General features: G+C 71.6%; 13 protein-coding genes and 1 tRNA gene. 5 read left to right on the top strand and 9 right to left on the bottom strand.

Features of this window, described 5'->3' with window-relative positions:
• The first annotated feature begins 11 nt into the window (after window positions 1-11).
• Window positions 12-437, top strand: coding sequence for a hypothetical protein (locus ACFZAT_RS20050; protein ID WP_391265553.1), 426 nt, complete (start codon window positions 12-14; stop codon window positions 435-437).
• A 3-nt stretch (window positions 438-440) separates the two neighbouring features.
• Here ACFZAT_RS20050 and ACFZAT_RS20045 read toward each other — a convergent pair whose 3' ends face one another.
• Window positions 441-1,202 (bottom strand): SDR family NAD(P)-dependent oxidoreductase, encoded by a 762-nt coding sequence (locus tag ACFZAT_RS20045; RefSeq protein ID WP_391265552.1) that lies wholly within the window; start codon window positions 1,200-1,202, stop codon window positions 441-443.
• A 139-nt stretch (window positions 1,203-1,341) separates the two neighbouring features.
• On the opposite strand from ACFZAT_RS20045, the gene ACFZAT_RS20040 reads away from it, so the two are divergent.
• Window positions 1,342-2,187 carry a helix-turn-helix domain-containing protein gene (locus ACFZAT_RS20040; protein ID WP_391265551.1) on the top strand — a complete coding sequence of 282 codons (846 nt, stop codon included), beginning with the start codon at window positions 1,342-1,344 and terminating at the stop codon, window positions 2,185-2,187.
• 329 nt (window positions 2,188-2,516) lie between these two features.
• Here ACFZAT_RS20040 and ACFZAT_RS20035 read toward each other — a convergent pair whose 3' ends face one another.
• Window positions 2,517-3,923, bottom strand: coding sequence for a cystathionine beta-synthase (locus ACFZAT_RS20035; protein WP_391265550.1), 1,407 nt, complete (start codon window positions 3,921-3,923; stop codon window positions 2,517-2,519).
• A gap of 164 nt (window positions 3,924-4,087) precedes the next feature.
• Between ACFZAT_RS20035 and ACFZAT_RS20030 the strand changes: the two genes are divergently transcribed.
• The 3 genes from ACFZAT_RS20030 to ACFZAT_RS20020 all read left to right on the top strand — a co-directional run bounded on the left by ACFZAT_RS20030 (window position 4,088) and on the right by ACFZAT_RS20020 (window position 7,694).
• Window positions 4,088-5,188: a GDSL-type esterase/lipase family protein gene (locus tag ACFZAT_RS20030; protein ID WP_391265621.1), complete on the top strand. Its 1,101-nt coding sequence runs from the start codon at window positions 4,088-4,090 to the stop codon at window positions 5,186-5,188.
• 215 nt (window positions 5,189-5,403) lie between these two features.
• Window positions 5,404-6,624 carry an acetyl-CoA C-acetyltransferase gene (locus ACFZAT_RS20025; RefSeq protein ID WP_266534619.1) on the top strand — a complete coding sequence of 407 codons (1,221 nt, stop codon included), beginning with the start codon at window positions 5,404-5,406 and terminating at the stop codon, window positions 6,622-6,624.
• 245 nt (window positions 6,625-6,869) lie between these two features.
• A complete protein-coding gene (locus tag ACFZAT_RS20020) occupies window positions 6,870-7,694 on the top strand; it encodes a hypothetical protein (protein ID WP_391265549.1) in 825 nt (274 codons plus the stop codon).
• Window positions 7,695-7,771: 77 nt separating this feature from the next.
• Here the strand turns inward: ACFZAT_RS20020 and ACFZAT_RS20015 are convergent, their stop codons facing one another.
• The 7 genes from ACFZAT_RS20015 to ACFZAT_RS19985 form a co-directional block, all read right to left on the bottom strand.
• On the bottom strand, window positions 7,772-8,089 hold the full coding sequence (locus tag ACFZAT_RS20015; protein ID WP_391265548.1) for a hypothetical protein: 318 nt from the start codon (window positions 8,087-8,089) through the stop codon (window positions 7,772-7,774).
• Between the two features lie 84 nt (window positions 8,090-8,173).
• Window positions 8,174-9,046 carry a Bax inhibitor-1/YccA family protein gene (locus ACFZAT_RS20010; RefSeq protein WP_391265547.1) on the bottom strand — a complete coding sequence of 291 codons (873 nt, stop codon included), beginning with the start codon at window positions 9,044-9,046 and terminating at the stop codon, window positions 8,174-8,176.
• 113 nt (window positions 9,047-9,159) lie between these two features.
• Complete coding sequence (locus ACFZAT_RS20005; RefSeq protein ID WP_391265546.1) at window positions 9,160-9,765, bottom strand: DUF664 domain-containing protein; 606 nt, start codon at window positions 9,763-9,765, stop codon at window positions 9,160-9,162.
• A gap of 230 nt (window positions 9,766-9,995) precedes the next feature.
• Window positions 9,996-10,081 (bottom strand) — tRNA-Leu (locus ACFZAT_RS20000).
• Window positions 10,082-10,340: 259 nt separating this feature from the next.
• A complete protein-coding gene (locus ACFZAT_RS19995) occupies window positions 10,341-12,764 on the bottom strand; it encodes a glycoside hydrolase family 2 protein (protein WP_391265545.1) in 2,424 nt (807 codons plus the stop codon).
• Complete coding sequence (locus tag ACFZAT_RS19990) at window positions 12,761-13,669, bottom strand: ATP-binding cassette domain-containing protein (protein ID WP_391265544.1); 909 nt, start codon at window positions 13,667-13,669, stop codon at window positions 12,761-12,763. Before ACFZAT_RS19990 ends, ACFZAT_RS19995 begins: the two co-directional genes overlap by 4 nt.
• Window positions 13,654-14,595 (bottom strand): oligopeptide/dipeptide ABC transporter ATP-binding protein, encoded by a 942-nt coding sequence (locus tag ACFZAT_RS19985; protein ID WP_391265543.1) that lies wholly within the window; start codon window positions 14,593-14,595, stop codon window positions 13,654-13,656. Before ACFZAT_RS19985 ends, ACFZAT_RS19990 begins: the two co-directional genes overlap by 16 nt.
• Between the last annotated feature and the right edge of the window lie 4 nt (window positions 14,596-14,599).

The raw sequence follows: 14,599 nt of genomic DNA, 5'->3' as shown, positions 1-14,599 counted from the left end.
CCGTGAGAACCATGGACGCACCCGACACGGAGCTCGACAGGGAGCTCAAGGCGACTTTGCAGGCCCGCAGCGAGCTGGGGGCCGACTACGATTCCGCGCTCGCCGAGTCGTTCCTGGAGAAGGTGGAACAACGGCTCGACGCCACGCTCGACCGCAGGGTCCGGCGGCATCTCGCCGAGGAGCGGACCGCTGTCGCGCGGGGCGCGCGCATCCCGGAGCGCCCGCCCGGGCACTTCGGCGAGCGCTACGGCTTCGGCATCGTCTCCCTGGTCCTGGCCGTCCCGCTGTCCGCGATCGGCGTCGCGAACGCCGGCATCGGCGGGCTCGTCGTGGCCTGGCTCGGGATCGTGGGTGTCAACGCCTTCCAGGCCGGTCACGGCAGGCAGCTGTTCCGGGGCCGCGAGGAGCGGCGGACGGCCTCCGACTGGGAGGACTGAGCCTCACGCCTGACGGGTCGGCAGCACGATGAGCTGACGCAGGTTGATGTGGCGCGCGCGGCTCGTGGTGTAAGCGATGAGGTCGGCGATCTCCTCGGACGAGAGGCCGCCCAGCGCCTCGAACATGCCGTCCAGCTGGCCGCTGAGCTCCGCGTTGTCGACGTGCCCGGCCAGCTCCGAGTCGGTGAGGCCCGGCTCGATGTTGGTGACGCGGACGTCGCGCGGCCCGAGTTCGGTGCGCAGCGAGGCCGACAGATAGCTGAGCGCGGCCTTCGTGGCGCCGTAGACCGCGTAGTTGGGGAACGTGATGTGCGCGCCGATCGAGGAGATGTTGACCAGGTCGGCGGTGCGGCCCTCGGCGGCGGCCGCCACCAGGTCCGCGGTGAAGGCCCGGATGACGCGCAGCGCACCGGCCACATTGGTGTCGAGCATCCGCTGCCACTCGTCGGCGCGCCCCGCGTCCACGGGGTTCGGCAGCATCACCCCGGCCGCGTTGACGACCAGGTCCACCCGGCCGAACGCGGCGTGCACCCGGTCCGCCGCCGCGTCCACGGACGCCTGGTCGGTGACGTCGGCGGCGACGGCGAGGGCCTGACCGCCGTCCGCGGTGATCTTCGCGGCCAGCTCCTCCAGCCGCTCCGCGCGGCGGGCCAGCAGCGCCACCCGTACGCCCTGCGCGGCGAGCAGCCGGGCGGTGGCCGCGCCCATGCCGCTGGCGGCTCCGGTGATGACGGCGGTGCGGTCGGCGAGGTTCTCGTACTGCATGGGGTGCTCCCTGGTGTGATGTCCGGTGTTCGGGCCGAGCACCACTCTGCGCCGGGCCGGGCCGCCCACCCAGGTATGCGTTGTTCCTGGGTCTGCCAGTACCAGGCTGGGCGGAGACCGTTCTCCTACGATCGGGGGCATGGACGGTGAACTCGGTGACTTCCTGCGCTCACGGCGTGCCCGCATCCGCCCGGAGGACGTGGGGCTCAACTCGTACGGCCGCAGGCGGGTGCCGGGGCTGCGGCGCGAGGAGGTGGCGCAGCTCGCCGGGGTGAGCGTCGACTACTACATCCGGCTGGAGCAGGGGCGCGGGCCCAGCGTCTCGGACGCGGTGCTCGACGCGATAGCCCGGGTGCTCCGGCTCGACGGGACGGAGCACGCGTACCTGCGGACGGTGGCGCGCCCCAAGGCCCGCAAGGCGCCGGACCCTTCGGTGCGCCGGGTGCGCCCGGGGCTTCGGCTGCTGCTCGACATGTTCGACCGGGCGCCCGCGTTCGTGCTGGGCCGCCGGATGGACGTGCTGGCGTGGAACGCGCTGGGGGACGCCCTCTCCGGCTTCTCCCGGATGCCGGACGCGGAGCGGAACATGCCGCGCCAGGCGTTCCTGGCCGCGGGGGCGCGCGAGCTGTACCCGGACTGGCCGGCGGTGGCGGCGGAGACGGTCGCGTACCTGAGGCTGGACGCGGGGCTGCATCCGGACGACAAGGAGCTCGCGGCGCTGGTGGGTGAGTTGTCGCTGAAGAGCGAGGACTTCCGGCGTTTGTGGGCGGACCACCAGGTGAAGGCGAAGACCTACGGCGTGAAGCGGATGGCCCACCCCGTGGTGGGCTCGCTGACACTGCCGTACGAGACGCTGGCGGTGCCCGGTGAGCCGGATCTCTCGCTGGTCGTCTACACCCCGGAGCCGGGCTCGGAGACCGCGGAGCGCATCGCCCTGCTGGCGAGCTGGGCGGCCGGGGAGAACGCGCCGGAGCTGCGCGCGTAAGTACTGATGGAAGCGCGCCGGAACCGCGCCCATAGGTACCGGTGGAAGAGCTGCGCGCGTAGAGCGGTAGTCGCGGGGACCGCCGCACCCCCGGTTTCCCAGGGGGCGGGACGACGGCGGTCCCCGCGAGGGACGCGGTCCGGGTCAGGGCCGGGTGACGCGTCCGGGCGACGGTGGAGGTCCGGGAGCCGCTCCGTAATCCGTTGTCGCCGTTCCGGTGCCGGCGGGTCTCCCTGCCGACATCCACCAATGTGCCCGAGCCGTGTTAAGCCGGTGCTGCGTGCACGTGACACGCACGTACCGTTTTCGCGAAGCGCGCGTCCGTGTGCCTACTTCGCGGTGGCCGGGGCGTCCTTCGCCAGGTAGGCCAGCAGGTCCTGGCGGCTGACGACGCCCTTCGGCTTGCCCTCCACCAGCACGATCGCCGCGTCCGCCGCGCCGGCGCCGCCGAGCACCGCCATCAGGTCCTCGACCGGCTCGCCGGAGCCGACCTGCGGCAGCGGCGCCGACATGTGCTTCTCCAGCGGGTCGTTGAGCGAGGCGCGCTGGGCGAACAGCGCGTTCAGCAGCTCGCGCTCCACGACCGAGCCGATGACCTCGGCGGCCATCACGTCCGGGTGGCCCGCGCCCGGCTTCACGATCGGCATCTGCGAGACGCCGTACTCGCGCAGCACGTCGATCGCCTCGCCGACCGTCTCCTCCGGGTGCATGTGGACGAGGGTGGGGATCGGCCCCTCCTTGTGGTTCAGGACGTCCGCGACCCGCGCCGAGGGCCCGGTGTCCTCCAGGAAGCCGTAGTCCGCCATCCACTCGTCGTTGAAGATCTTGGACAGATAGCCGCGCCCGCTGTCCGGGAGCAGGACGACGACCACGTCCTCGGGCCCGAGCCGTTTCGCGACCTCCAGGGCGCCCACGACCGCCATGCCGCAGGAGCCGCCGACGAGCAGCCCCTCCTCCTTGGCGAGCCGGCGGGTCATCTGGAAGGAGTCCTTGTCGGACACGGCGACGATCTCGTCGGTGACCTCACGGTCGTACGCGGAGGGCCAGAAGTCCTCGCCGACGCCCTCCACGAGATACGGCCGGCCGGAGCCGCCGGAGTAGACCGAGCCCTCCGGGTCGGCGCCGACGACCTTGACCCTGCCGCCGCTGGCCTCCTTCAGATAGCGGCCGGTGCCGCTGATCGTGCCGCCGGTGCCGACGCCCGCCACGAAGTGGGTGATCTTCCCCTCCGTCTGCTCCCACAGCTCGGGACCGGTGGTCTCGTAGTGGGAGCGCGGGTTGTTGGGGTTGGAGTACTGGTCGGGCTTCCAGGCGCCCGGCGTCTCACGGACCAGCCGGTCGGAGACGTTGTAGTACGAGTCGGGGTGCTCGGGGTCGACCGCCGTCGGGCAGACGACGACCTCGGCTCCGTAGGCGCGCAGTACGTTGATCTTGTCCGTGGACACCTTGTCCGGGCAGACGAAGACGCACTTGTACCCCTTCTGCTGGGCGACGATCGCCAGGCCCACGCCCGTGTTGCCGCTCGTCGGCTCGACGATGGTGCCGCCGGGCTGCAGCTCACCGCTCTGTTCGGCGGCCTCGATCATGCGCAGGGCGATGCGGTCCTTGACCGACCCGCCGGGGTTGAAGTACTCGACCTTGGCCAGGACCGTCGCCTGGATGCCGGCCGTGACACTGCGCAGCCTCACCAGCGGGGTATTGCCTACGAGACTGATCATCGAATCGTGGAATTGCACCGTGTACTCCGGGGTCTCCGAGATGGTCCGGCAAGCGTATGCGTACGGACGCGAGATTGGGCGGCGCGATTGAACGACGGTTGGTAGCGGGCAGGTAGCTCTGTGTACGGCTCTACTGCGGTACGTGGGACGAGGAGGTGGACCGGACTGTGTCGACGGCGAGAGTGGCACGGCGGATCGCGGCGGGCGCGGCCTACGGCGGGGGCAGCATCGGGCTGCTGGGCGCCGCGGCGGTGGGCATCCTGCTGGCGGAGGTCCAGCTGGCGAAGCGGCAGGTGGGCGGCGGCATCGCCCCGGTTCCGCCGAGCGCGGACGGCCGGTACGGAGTGGCGTTCACGGGCCCGGCGGAGCCGTTGCGCCTCGGGCTGCTCGGGGACTCCACGGCGGCCGGGCAGGGGGTGCGGCGGGCCGGGCAGACCCCGGGGGCGCTGCTGGCCTCGGGGCTGGCGGCGGTGTCCGAGCGGCCGGTGGATCTGCGCAATGTCGCGCTGCCGGGTGCCCGGTCGGACGATCTGGAGCGGCAGGTCTCGCTGATCCTCGCGGACCCGGCGCGGACGCCGGACGTGTGCGTGATCATGATCGGGGCGAACGATGTGACGCACCGGATGCCCGCGACCCAGTCGGTGCGCTGCCTGACGACGGCGGTGCGCAGGCTGCGGACGGCCGGGGCGGAGGTCGTCGTCGGGACCTGTCCGGACCTGGGCACGATCGAGCCGGTGTACCAGCCGCTGCGATGGCTGGCCCGGCGGGTGAGCCGGCAGCTGGCCGCGGCGCAGACGATCGGCACGGTGGAGCAGGGCGGGCGCACGGTGTCGCTGGGCGACCTGCTGGGCCCGGAGTTCGAGGAGAACCCGCGGGAGCTGTTCGGCCCGGACAACTACCATCCGTCGGCCGAGGGGTACGCGACCGCGTCCATGGCGGTGCTGCCGACGCTGTGCGCGGTGCTCGGTCTGTGGCCGGAGTCCGACCGGCTGGACGGCGCCCGGCGCGAGGACATGCTGCCGGTGGCCAAGGCGGCCTCCCAGGCGGCCAAGGAGGCCGGTACGGAGGTCACGGGGGCCCGGGCGCCCTGGGCCCTGCTCAAGCACCGCAGGCGGCGGCGCCTGCCCGCCGCCACCGAGCCGCATCCGCATCCGCATCCGCACCCGGAGCCCGGGGGCTCGACCCGCCTCGACCACTGGCCGGACACGGACGCGAACGGTTCGCCGAGACACGCGTGGGTCCGCCGGCCGAGCGGGCGGCCCGGGAAGGGGACCGCCGACTGACCGGGCGGCCCGGATGGGGAGCCGCCGGCCGAGCGGGCGCTCCCGGAAGAGGCCATTGACTGAGCGCTCGCTTAGAAAAGAGGTCCGCATCACACGCCGGGTCGGGTGACCCGGGCGCTACGTCCGGGTAATTTCCAGAGCAGTCGTGCCGTACCGCCGGGTCTGCCGGATTTCTCAGGCAGCCTGTCCGCCCTCAGCCCCCATGGAGCCGCGTGATGCCCGAAGCCGTGATCGTCTCTGCCGCCCGTTCGCCCATCGGCCGGGCCTTCAAGGGTTCGCTCAAGGACCTGCGCGCGGACGACCTGACCGCGACGATCATCCAGACCGCGCTGGCCAAGGTCCCCGAGCTGGACCCGAAGGACATCGACGACCTGATGCTCGGCTGCGGTCTGCCCGGCGGCGAGCAGGGCAACAACCTGGGCCGCATCATCGCCGTGCAGATGGGAATGGACCACCTTCCCGGCTGTACGGTCACCCGCTACTGCTCGTCCTCGCTGCAGACCAGCCGCATGGCCCTGCACGCCATCAAGGCCGGCGAGGGCGACGTCTTCATCTCGGCCGGTGTCGAGATGGTCTCCCGCTTCGCCAAGGGCAACTCGGACAGCCTGCCGGACACGCACAACCCGCTCTTCGCGGAGGCCGAGGCCCGTACCGCGGCCCGCGCCGAGGAGTCCGGTGCCAGCTGGCACGACCCGCGCGAGGACGGCCTGGTCCCGGACGCCTACATCTCGATGGGCCAGACCGCGGAGAACCTGGCCCGGCTCAAGGGCGTGACGCGTCAGGACATGGACGAGTTCGGCGTACGGTCGCAGAACCTCGCCGAGGAGGCCCTGAAGAACGGCTTCTGGGAGCGCGAGATCACCCCGGTGACCACGCCGGACGGCACGGTCGTCGCCAAGGACGACGGCCCGCGCGCGGGCGTCACGCTGGAGGGCGTCCAGGGCCTGAAGCCGGTCTTCCGGCCGGACGGCCTGGTCACGGCGGGCAACTGCTGCCCGCTCAACGACGGCGCCGCCGCGCTCGTGATCATGTCCGACACCAAGGCGCGCGAGCTGGGCCTGACCCCGCTCGCCCGGATCGTCTCCACCGGCGTCTCCGGCCTCTCCCCCGAGATCATGGGCTACGGCCCGGTCGAGGCCAGCAAGCAGGCGCTGAAGCGGGCCGGGCTGACCGTCGGCGACATCGACCTCGCCGAGATCAACGAGGCGTTCGCCGCCCAGGTCATCCCCTCCTACCGCGACCTCGGCCTGCCGCTGGAGAAGGTCAACGTCAACGGTGGCGCCATCGCCGTCGGCCACCCCTTCGGCATGACCGGCGCGCGGATCACCGGCACGCTGATCAACAGCCTCCAGTTCCACGACAAGCAGTTCGGCCTGGAGACCATGTGCGTCGGCGGCGGCCAGGGCATGGCCATGGTCATCGAGCGTCTGAGCTGATCAGGGCGGGTTCCGGGGCCCTGCGGGCCACCGAGCCCCGACCGTGACCGAATCTCCCCCAGGATGTGATCTATCTCCTGGGGGAGAGTCGTTTGCGCAGGTCACACCTACACCAGCGGTTTACACAGGGCCCAAAGTCCTGTCCATTTCGTGACGTAATGCACTGACACATGGTGCCGTCAGGGCACAAGCTGATGTAGGAAGTCGGGGGATCGATTGAAACCGGGAGTATGTCAGTGAGCGCCATGCCTATTGCCCTGTTGCTGACCACCGCCGCTGCCACGGCTGTGGGCGCCGCTGCTCTGCACGCCGCTCACGGACTGCGCAGGCAGGTCTCGGCGCTCCGGAAGGAGCTGGCCGACGGTCACGCCCGTACAGCCGCTGTACCCCCTCAGACCCGCAACGACACCACTTCCGCCGAAGAAATACGCGCGGCCGTCGCCGAGGCGCTGGCCGAGGAGCGCGAGCGGGAGCTGGCCGAGGCCCGCGCGTTCTGGGCCTCGCAGGAGGCGCGCGACGCCGCCGACGCCCCGTCGCTGCTGGGTGGGCTGGCCGGTCTGGGCGAGGACGCTCCGTTCTTCATGCCGCGCCAGAGTGATTTCGCCGGTCTGGACGCGATGGATCTCGACGCCGCCGAGGCTCTGGACGAGCTGACCGGGCTGGCGGAGCTGCCGGAGACGGAGTTCGCCGAGGACTCCCCCGAGCTGGCCGCGGCCCGCCGCCGCCACCCCTCGCACCCCGACTTCGTCCCCGTGCAGACGCCCGTCGTCACCGACCACGAGCGCACGGTGAACCGCCTGGAGGAGCTGGCGGACAGCCGCACCGAGCTGGCCGACGTGCGCCCGGGCCCGCTCGGCACGCTCGACGTGTACGTGTTCGCCGACGGTACGACGCTCTGTATGACCCCCGGCCACCGCGAGACGGCCGAGCGCCTGGCCGAGTCGCTGCGCGCCGGCGAGCACCCGGTGCTGCTGGGCGGCTCCGGAGTGTCGGGGGCGTACGCCCTGACGTTCTCGTGCGGCAAGGAGAACGTGTACATACTCGCCGACCGCGTCATAGCGAGCTTCTGAGCACGCTACGACGCCGGTCCCCGGATCCACGGTCCCGGCTTTACGGGAGGCTGCCGCCTCCCCACGCGCCGCGCGCCCTACGTGAAGGCCCGCGCGGCCGCTTCTTCGACGCATCGCACGGCCTCGTCCAGCTCTTCGGACGGGGCCGTTTCCAGTGCCACGGCCAGGTCCCGGCCGGCGACGGCGAGCTGGTCGCCGACCGCGAAGACCCCGGCGTCCGGCATGACCCTGGGCTCCCGGCCCGGCTCCTCGGTGCGCTGGGCCCGCGCCGACAGCTCACGCGCGGCGGCGAGGCCCTGGGCCGCCGCTCTCCGCTGGAGCCTGCTCTGCGGGGCGGCGCGCAGCCGGTCGGCGAATCGGTCCACGGCGATGATCAGGGGGGTCGTATCGAGCACCCCGCGACCCTATCGCCGTACGCACGGCAGCGGCCCGCGGCCTCCGGAGGGAGACCGCGGGCCGCTGACGCGTGCGCCGGGCGATCAGTCGTCGCCGCTGAGGATGGAGAGCAGGCGCAGCATCTCCAGGTAGATCCACACCAGGGTCATGGTGAGGCCGAAGGCGGCCAGCCAGGACTCCTCGCGCGGAGCGCCGTACGCGATGCCGTCCTCGACCTGCTTGAAGTCGAGGGCCAGGAAGCAGGCGCCGAGGATGATGCCGATGACACCGAAGAGGATGCCGAGGCCACCACTGCGGAAGCCGAGGCCGTCACCGCCGCCGAAGGCCGCGAACAGCAGGTTGACGACCATCAGGAGCAGGAAGCCCATGGCGGCGGCCATCACGAAGCCGTAGAACCGGCGGGTGACGCGGATCCAGCGCATCTTGTACGCGAGCAGCACACCGGCGAAGACACACATGGTGCCCATCACCGCCTGCATCACGACGCCCGGCCCGATGTACGTGCTGACCGCGCTGGAGATGACGCCGAGGAAAACGCCCTCGAAGGCGGCATACGCGAGGATCAGCGCGGGGACGGGCTTGCGCTTGAACGACTGGACGAGCGACAGCACGAACGCGATGATCGCCGCGCCGATGGCGATGCCGTACGACTTGTTGAGGTTGTCCTCGTCCACCGGCAGCAGCGCCCAGGCGAGCGCGGCACCGAGCACGACCGTGCCCAGCGTCATCGCCGTGCGGGTGACGACGTCGTCGATCGTCATCGCGCCGGTACGGGCGGGCGCGGGGGCGCCCGTGGGGGCGTAGGGGTTCGTCGCGTACGGGTTCGGGGCGGTGCCCTGTGCGTACGGGTTGGCACCCGCGGCGGGGGCCCCGGCCTGCGGCGCCGCGTTGAAGCCCGCGTAACCGTTGTCGCGGCTGAAGCCCCGTCGCGAGAAGACCGGGTTGCTGCTCCTCATCTCACTCCTCCATGGCCACCCAGCGTGGCCTTCCCACAAGAGTAATGGGTAGGCAAAGCAATCGGCCTAGTGCCGAAGGAGGATCTTTCCCCGAGCGGACCGGCCGTGCGCGGTCACCCTGCGGTACGTCCGCCCGCCTCCCGGGCCGCGCTCTCCACCCTTTCCCGGTGGCGGCGCCACCATGCCTCGTCACCGGGCGCCGTGTCCTCGCTGCCCCGCCGCAGCCCGGTCGCCCCGTCGATCAGCTCCCGGACGAGGTCGGCGTGCCCGGCATGGCGGTGGGTCTCGGCGACGAGGTGGACGAGGACGCGGTGCAGCGACAGGGCGGGCCCGTCCTGCCCGTCCTCCCCCGGGAGGACCCCGATCGCGTCCAGCCCGAAGGCCTCTACGGTCGCGTCGGAGTGCGCCCACACACTGCGGTACCGCCCGACGACCTCCTCCCGGGACTCGTCGGGCGTGGCCCACAGATCGGCGTTCGGCTCGGCGTCCCCGGTGATCCACAGTCCCGGCGCGTCGACGGGCCGCCCGAAGGCGGTCCCGAGGTAGAACGCCTCGGCCCCCGTCACATGCTTGACGAGCCCGAGCAGATTGGTGCCGGTGGGGGTGAGAGGGCGGCGCATGTCGTATGCGGACAGCCCGTCGAGCTTCCAGAGAAAGGTGTCGCGGGCGTCCTGGAGATAGAGCCGCAGGTCGCGTTTGAACTGATCGGTATCCGTCATGCGCCCAAGGTGCCGTTCGGACGGCCCGGAACCCACCACGTTTCTCAGCCCGTGGACTCCCGCCGCCCGCCGATGAACGCCGCAGTGGTTCTGCTGTTCCTCCCCGCCACGCACCTACTGGGTCCGGCCCTGGTCACCAATTTGCCGGGGCTTCGGTTGCGAACACCGCCATTCCCACGGTTCGGAGGTGATCGTTCCGGGTACCTGGTGGCTTGGGACGTGGTACGCGATGGTGCCCGGAACCGGACTCGAACCGGTACGCCCCCGAGGGGCAGCGAGGTTTAAGCTCGCCGTGTCTGCATTCCACCATCCGGGCTTGGCGCGCGGCTCCGCGTTGGCACATGACCCTATCCGGGGGGCTCGGTCGGATCAGCCGAACAGTGGCTCGATGTTGTCTTATTTATCGATCTCTTGAGTCCCCGTCAGTGCACGTCGGAGGCATACCCACATGCCCGGGCAAGATGGCGGCAGCGCAGGGGTGCCGGGCGAATTGACGGAAAGTCGCCGCACCGACACAGTCGATTCGCCAGGGGCGCGCCACCGATCGCCAGGGGCGCGCCACCTCGTGGCTGATTTCAGGTTGCGATGCGGTCGTTCACGCACCGCAGTACCGGGCGGCTCGCCAGCGCGGAGGGGTCCTCCAGCACCGCGCCCGTGACCCGGATCGTGGTGCTCTCGCCGGGGAGGAGCGTGAGGAGCATGGTGTCGGCCTCGGCGTCCGGGTGGAGGCGGTCGGGGAAGAGGCAGAGGTCGCGCAGGAGGGTCTCCGCCGTGATCTCGACGCGGTACGCGGGGGTCCGGGCGCCCTCCTCCGCCGTCACCGTCACCCCGTAGCGCGCCGGCGGCAGGGCGAGCGCCGGGTCCTCCGCGTAGAAGTACAGGGTCCTGGTGCCGTCCAGGCGCGCGGACAGGAGTTCGCCGGCCGGGTCGCCGGGCGTCGCGAGCGCGGCGGGCAGCGGGACGCGTGTCGTCGCGCGCGGGGCCGTGGTCACCGGCACGCTCTCCTCGGCGAGGACCGTTCCGTCCAGGGCGTGCCGGGTGAGGCGGAGGGTGCCCTCCCAAGGGGCCGGCGTGTCGTTGACCAGGTGGGCCGAGCCGTCGCGGACGGCGATCAGGCGGTCCTCGTACACCGAACGCAGCGCGTGCCAGAGCGGCTTGCGGCGGCCGTCGCCGTCGACCGCCGACCAGGAGACGACCGGCCAGCAGTCGTTGAGCTGCCAGACGATCGTGCCCATGCAGTACGGGGCGTGGGAGCGGAAGTGGCGGATGCCGAACGCGACGGCGCGGGCCTGGTTGAGCTGGGTGAGCCAGTGCCAGTCGTCGAAGTCGGAGCCAGGACGCGGCAGATGGTCGCCCAGGCCGCGCAGCAGCTTCGCGTCGCCGTCCTCGGCCTTCTGGTGGTGCGCCAGGAGCGGTGCGTCGGGGGTGAGCGGGCCGCTGACCGCGCGGCGGAGTGTGGCGTACGCGGGCGGGCCCTGGAAGCCGAACTCCGCGACGAAGCGCGGCACACGGTCGGCGTAGGCCCGGTAGTCGGCGCGGTTCCACACGTCCCAGATGTGGATCGTGCCGCGCTCCGGGTCCTGCGGGTGGGCGTCGGGGCTGCCGGAGTACGGCGATCCCGGCCAGTAGGGGCGGGTCGGGTCGGTCTCGGCGACGATCCCGGGCAGCAGCCGGTGGTAGTAGCCGTGGCCCCACGTGCGGTCGCCGAGTTCCTTCTGCCAGCCCCAGTCGGCGTGGCCCTCCAGGTTCTCGTTGTTTCCGCACCACAGGACCAGGGAAGGGTGCGGGGCCAGCCGGACGACGTTCTCGCGTGCCTCGGCCGCCACCTCGTCCCACAGCGGCTGCTCCTCCGGATAGGCGGCGCAGGCGAACGGGAAGTCCTGCCAGACCAGGAGCCCCTTCTCGTCGCACAGTGCGTAGAAGTCGTCGCTCTCGTAGAGCCCGCCGCCCCACACCCGGACCAGGTTGACGTGGGCGGCGACGGCCTGGTCGAGGCGGTCGGAGAGCTGCTGCCGGGTCAGGCGGGACGGGAAGCAGTCCTCGGGGATCCAGTTCACCCCGCGTACGAACACCGCCTCGCCGTTCACGGAGACGCGGAACGCCTCCTGTTCGAGCGTGACGGCCCGGAACCCGGTGCGGAGGTGCCGGACGTGGTCGCCGACGCGGACCTCCACCTCGTACAGCGGCTGCGCACCGTGGCTGTGCGGCCACCAGCGCTCGGCCTGCGGGACGGAGAGGCCGACGGAGACGCGGTGCTCGTCCTCCGTGAGGACGAAGACGCTCCCCGCGCCGATGACCTTGACCGAGCCCGAGACCGCTTCGAGGCCGTCGTGCTCGATCTCCACCTCGGCGGTCAGGAACGGCACGCCCTCCGGGTCCAGGTCGGGCAGCAGCTTCACGGACGCGATGCGCGGACCGCTCCACGTCTCCAGCGCGACCGGGCGCCAGATGCCGGACGTGACCAGCGTCGGGCCCCAGTCCCAGCCGAAGTTGCAGGCCATCTTGCGGATGAAGGCGTACGGCTCCGCGTAGGCGCCGGGGCGGTCGCCGAGGCGGTCGCGCAGTTCCTCGGCGTAGGTATAGGGCGCGGTGAACGTTACGTCGAGGGCATTTCCGCCCTCGCGCAACACCTCACGCACGGGAAAGCGGTACGAACGGTGCTGATTCGCCGTCCGGCCGATCTCCGTGCCGTTGAGTACGACCGTCGCGACCGTGTCGAGGCCGTCGAAGCACAGGGCTGCGTGGTCGTGGCCGTCCGGCGTCCAGTCGAAGGTGGTGCGGTACGTCCAGTCGGTGCGGCCGATCCAGCCGAGCCGGCTCTCGTTGTCGTCCAGGTACGGATCCTCGATGAGCCCGGCGGCCAGCAGGTCCGTGTGGACGCAGCCGGGGACGGTGGCGGGGATGCCGTCGGGAACGCCTCCTGTGGGGAGCCCGGAGGGCACGGGTCCGGCCGGGTGGAGCGTCCAGCCGTCGTGCAGGGGCAGGTGGCGAGGGGTCACGCGGGGGTCCTTCCGCAGTCGGGGAGCTGGGCGCAGGCGACGAAGTGGTCCGGCTCGGTCTCGTACAGGTCGGCGGTGCCGCCGCCCCCGTCGTGGAAGGCGCACGACCGTACCGGCTCCGGAGGGTCCCAGGGCTGGTCGAGGCGGGGCACGGCGGCGAGCAGGGTGCGGGTGTACGGGTGGAGGGGATTGCCGAAGACCTTCTGGGTGTCGCCGCGTTCGACCACCCGGCCCCGGCGCAGCACCACCGTCTTCTCCGCCAGGTACGTGCCGAGCGCGAGGTCGTGCGTGATGTAGAGGACGCCGAGGCCGCGTTCCTTGAGCCCGGCGAGGAGGTTGAGGACGTCGATGCGGGTGGAGGCGTCGAGCATGCTGGTGATCTCGTCGGCGACCAGGAAGCTCAGGTCGAGCAGGAGGGCGCGGGCGATGAGCAGGCGTTGCAGCTGGCCGCCGCTGAGCTGGTGCGGGTAGCGGCCGAGGACCTGTGCGGGGTCCAGGCGCACATCGCGTACCGCCCTCTCGACGCGGTCGGCCCACTCCGCGTCGCGGACGCCCGGGTGGTAGGCGCGGCGGACCAGGTCGAAGACGCGGTCGGCGCGGAAGACGGGGTTGTAGCAGGAGAAGGGGTCCTGGAAGACGCCCTGGACGCGGCGGTAGAAGTCCTTGCCGGGCCGCACCCGCTGCCCGTCCAGGGTGAGGGTGCCGGAGCTGACACCGGTGAGGCCGAGGATCATGCGGCCGATCGTGGACTTGCCGCTGCCGCTCTCGCCGATGAGGGAGACGACCTCGCCGGGCGCGGCCGTGAAGGAGACCCGGTCGACGGCGGTGACGGAGCCGCCGCCGAACGCCCCGGCCCGGTAGGTCTTGGTGACGTGGTCGAGGGTCAGCATCAGGCCTTCCAGCATGCGACGGAGTGGCGGGGGGCGATCTCGATCACCGGGGGCTCCTCGGCGCAGCGCTCGTCCGCGACGGGGCAGCGGTCGCGGAAGCGGCAGCCGGCCGGAGGGTCGAGCAGGGAAGGCGGGGCGCCCGCGATGCCCGTGAGAGGCCGGTCGGCGTGCCGGGCCCCGACCTCGGGGAGCGCGCCGAGCAGCAGCTTGGTGTACGGGTGGCGGGGCGCGGTCGTCAGGGTCTTCGTGGGCGCCTTCTCGGCGAGCTTGCCCGCGTACATGACCATGATCGAGTCCGCGATGTGCGAGGTGAGCCCGAGGTCGTGGGTCACGAAGATCATGCTGGTTACCAGGCCCTTGTCGCGCAGTCCGGTGAGCGCGCCGACGACGGCGCGCTGGGTGGAGACATCGAGCGCCGAGGTGACCTCGTCGGCGATGAGGACGGACGGGTCGAGCAGGGTGGAGATCACCATGACGGTGCGCTGTTTCATGCCGCCGGACAGCTCGATCGGGTAGCGGTCCAGGACGTCGTGGTCCAGGCCCACCAGGTCGAGCCTGCGGTGCAGTTCGGCGGTGTCCACGCTCGCGCCGCGCGACGCGAGCAGCTCGCGGATCATGCGGCCGATGCGGCGGGTCGGGTTCAGGGCGCTCATGGAGTACTGCGGGACGAGCGAGATCCGGTGGAAGCGGAAGGCGTTCATCGCCCGGTCGTCGGCCACGGGCACGTCGTCGCCGTCCAGCGTGACAGTGCCGCCCGCGTGGCGCATCCGGCCGTCGAGGCGGATCAGCGACTTGCCGAGCGTGCTCTTGCCGCAGCCGGACTCGCCGGCGAGGCCCAGGATCTCCCCGTCGGCGAGGTCGAAGGAGACGCCGTCCAGGGCCCGCACCTCACCACGCAGCGTGCGGTAGTGGACCCGGAGGTCGGTCACGGTCAGGGTCATGCGC

Origin of the sequence: Streptomyces sp. NPDC008163 (genome assembly GCF_042956885.1) — a bacterium.
Classification (GTDB): domain Bacteria; phylum Actinomycetota; class Actinomycetes; order Streptomycetales; family Streptomycetaceae; genus Streptomyces; species Streptomyces drozdowiczii_A.
The sequence above is the reverse complement of the archived record's forward strand: the minus strand, read 5'-3'. Positions and strand labels throughout refer to the sequence as shown.

What these genes read in the sequence shown, in the direction of transcription:
- ACFZAT_RS19985 (WP_391265543.1), bottom strand. Translation starts at nt 14,595, where the DNA reads ATGACCCTGACCGTGACCGACCTCCGGGTCCACTACCGCACGCTGCGT.
- ACFZAT_RS20010 (WP_391265547.1), bottom strand. Translation starts at nt 9,046, where the DNA reads ATGAGGAGCAGCAACCCGGTCTTCTCGCGACGGGGCTTCAGCCGCGAC.
- ACFZAT_RS20025 (WP_266534619.1), top strand. Translation starts at nt 5,404, where the DNA reads ATGCCCGAAGCCGTGATCGTCTCTGCCGCCCGTTCGCCCATCGGCCGG.
- ACFZAT_RS20020 (WP_391265549.1), top strand. Translation starts at nt 6,870, where the DNA reads ATGCCTATTGCCCTGTTGCTGACCACCGCCGCTGCCACGGCTGTGGGC.
- ACFZAT_RS20045 (WP_391265552.1), bottom strand. Translation starts at nt 1,202, where the DNA reads ATGCAGTACGAGAACCTCGCCGACCGCACCGCCGTCATCACCGGAGCC.
- ACFZAT_RS20040 (WP_391265551.1), top strand. Translation starts at nt 1,342, where the DNA reads ATGGACGGTGAACTCGGTGACTTCCTGCGCTCACGGCGTGCCCGCATC.
- ACFZAT_RS19990 (WP_391265544.1), bottom strand. Translation starts at nt 13,669, where the DNA reads ATGCTGGAAGGCCTGATGCTGACCCTCGACCACGTCACCAAGACCTAC.
- ACFZAT_RS20050 (WP_391265553.1), top strand. Translation starts at nt 12, where the DNA reads ATGGACGCACCCGACACGGAGCTCGACAGGGAGCTCAAGGCGACTTTG.
- ACFZAT_RS20005 (WP_391265546.1), bottom strand. Translation starts at nt 9,765, where the DNA reads ATGACGGATACCGATCAGTTCAAACGCGACCTGCGGCTCTATCTCCAG.